This is a genomic window from Gluconacetobacter entanii (assembly GCF_003206495.1).
GTDB lineage: Bacteria > Pseudomonadota > Alphaproteobacteria > Acetobacterales > Acetobacteraceae > Novacetimonas > Novacetimonas entanii.
Genome location: NZ_NKUF01000106.1, coordinates 1 through 2,508, shown reverse-complemented (window position 1 = coordinate 2,508; position 2,508 = coordinate 1). Strand labels below are relative to the sequence as shown.

Here is a 2,508-nt window from a genome sequence, read left to right as displayed (position 1 = left end):
CTACCCGTCTCTCACATCCTCAGATGGTCCGTCTTTCGACGAACGCATCAGGCCAGTGCTATCCGCGCTCACTCACGACACAAAATGCAACTGTAGTGCTAGAAGGCGTGCCCAATCCCATCGTGAAGGGCGTTGGTGTCGTGCTGGATGTCAGTACGGCCATATATGTCGCTCACGATGCGCTGGCCAATCACTTGCCGGACGGAAAAGGGACGACGGTTCATTCTGAGAATAACGAGGCAATAGACAATTCACCGCCGTCTGGGAGTGGTGGTGTTGCATCTTCAAGAAGTAGCGGAAGTGCAACTCCGGAGCCCGAAGGTGAGGAGCCTCCCCAAGACGAATACAAGACGTCAGATCCAACAAAACAGCTCTTAGACACCGGAAAATTACTTGATCCAAGTGATAAAGCTGGCGAGCTTATCCGGGCTGGCCGGGCTTTACAAAAGCATGGCGGACGAAGGGGATCGGCATTTCCTGCCCCGAAAAGAAATCCAGCAGCAATTAACGCGGCTGGGCAAGCAGAACTAGATGCCATACTTAATGACACACATAAAACGATTAACAACGGGAACAGATTTGGAGGAAAAGATGTGACGCAGGTGACGGCCGAGGAGCACGCTTCGATGCTAACGGTATATTTAGAGGATTTCTAGAACCATGAAGTTTGATTTTTCTGGATCAATAATAGAAACAAAAATATTCAGTGATTCTGAGTATGACAATATAGTTTGTGAGATATACATTGACGGAGTATATATATGTCTTTTGTCTACGGACGACGGAATAGAGAAAATTAGTATAGTATTTCCTGATTGTAAGGAGGAATGTAAAAAAAACAAAGTGAAATATGACACATTCGTCTTCGCATTATCTGTAGCAAAAAAAGATATTTTAAATAAGTTCTGAATTTTCTGAGTCTTATTTTAAAAAGTGCGGGGTATAAAATAACATCGACCTGAACGCGGTGAAGTCCAATATTGGGTTTGACCTCGAGAAGTCGAGCACGACGCTGACGACGGGCACGGTGCATGGTTCGACGGCGGCGGCGGGCAACACGCTGGCCGTGACCGCGACATGCGGCGTGCCGACCGACAGCCAGTCGGGCAATATCGTGGCGCCGGCGTCCCAGCTTTCGGGGCAGGTGACGCTGCAGGCGGGATATGACACGACGCACGAGGTCGCCAGCTCGAAATCGATCGAGGCGAGCGTGGGGGCTTCGGCCAGCATCGGCACGAAAGGGGCCGGTGTCAGCATTGAGGGCGAATTCGGCGCCTCGAAGACCAACACCAATGCCGCGTCCAGCACGGCGGTGGACAGCACGGTCAGCGGCACGGACAACGTCACCATCGCCAACGCGACCGGCGCGACAACCCTGAACGGGGCGGAGATCAGCGGCAAATCGATTGATGTCGCGACGAAAGACCTGACCATCACCACGGCGCAGGACACGTCGGGCTACAATTCGAAGACCACGGGCATTGACGCCAGCTTCTCGGTCCCGGTCTGGGGCGCGGGTGACATCGGGGGCAGCGCGAGTTTCAGTTACACGACCGTCAAGGACAGCTATGCCTCGACCGAGGCGACGCAGTCCGGGCTGTATGCGGGCAGTGGCGGTCTTGATGTTACGGCGAGTGGCACGACGACCCTGAACGGGGGCGTGATCGAAAGCACGGCGGCGGCCGCGCTCAACCAGCTGTCCACGGGCACGCTGGTGGCCAATGGCATCGCCAACCATGCCGACGCCACGGCGAAGACGATGGTCTATCAGGCCAACGTTATGAATCCCGAAGGGGCTACGGGCGGGGGAACCGGCAGCTTCGCCACCGCGATTGGCACGGGCATGGCGGCCAATGCCGGTGGCCTGCTGGGGGCCGCGACCCATCAGGACGCCAGTTCGGTCACGCAGTCGGCCATCGGCTCGAACGTGCAGATCGCAGCCGGCAGCACCAGTGGCGACCTCTCCCGCTCGCCCTCCACGTCCAGCCATCCGCTGACCAACACCTTCGACGCCCAGCAGATGCAGAACGACCTGCAGATCCAACAGGTCGTGGGACAGGTCGGCGACATGGTCTCGACCGGTCTGGAGTCCGTTGACAAAAACGCTTTTGGAGAAGATGGCGCGGGCCGGACTGGACTTGAAGCCGTAGGTAACGCCGTCGGCGCCACATTAGGACATGGCAACGTTCTGGGGGAGGCGGTTGGTGCCGCGTTGTCTCGAGCTTTATACAAACTGACTGATCCGATCGTGGTTTCGATGGCGAACAGCCTGTTTCTGGATGATCCCGATGCCCAGAAGACATTCGTCGGCGTCCTGACCAACAGCCCGGCTTCAGGAGAAGGGGCATTGGGCGGTATGATCGGCGGTGCGACTGCAGTGGGTAAAAAACGTGCTGGGACTGCAAGGATTAGGGCCTGTTAGGGCTTGATCCAGTCTGCTGCGGCAGCGATGTGGATGACCGCGAGGAACGACGTTGCTGTTTTTTCATATCTGGTTGCGACAGCGCG

At 56.3% G+C, this 2,508-nt stretch carries 2 protein-coding genes and 1 pseudogene; 2 read left to right on the top strand and 1 reads right to left on the bottom strand.

Annotated features, from left to right (window positions below):
- Both CFR72_RS16615 and CFR72_RS16610 read left to right on the top strand, forming a co-directional pair.
- Positions 1 to 656, top strand: a 656-nt coding sequence (locus CFR72_RS16615) for a hypothetical protein (protein WP_146220775.1), incomplete at its 5' end; no start/stop codon positions are given.
- A gap of 311 nt (positions 657 to 967) precedes the next feature.
- A complete protein-coding gene (locus CFR72_RS16610; RefSeq protein ID WP_110914799.1) occupies positions 968 to 2,422 on the top strand; it encodes a hemagglutinin repeat-containing protein in 1,455 nt (484 codons plus the stop codon).
- On the opposite strand, the pseudogene CFR72_RS16605 reads toward CFR72_RS16610, so the two are convergent.
- A pseudogene (locus CFR72_RS16605) lies at positions 2,419 to 2,508 on the bottom strand (IS5-like element ISMex42 family transposase); the annotation flags it as partial. The gene CFR72_RS16610 and the pseudogene CFR72_RS16605 overlap by 4 nt on opposite strands.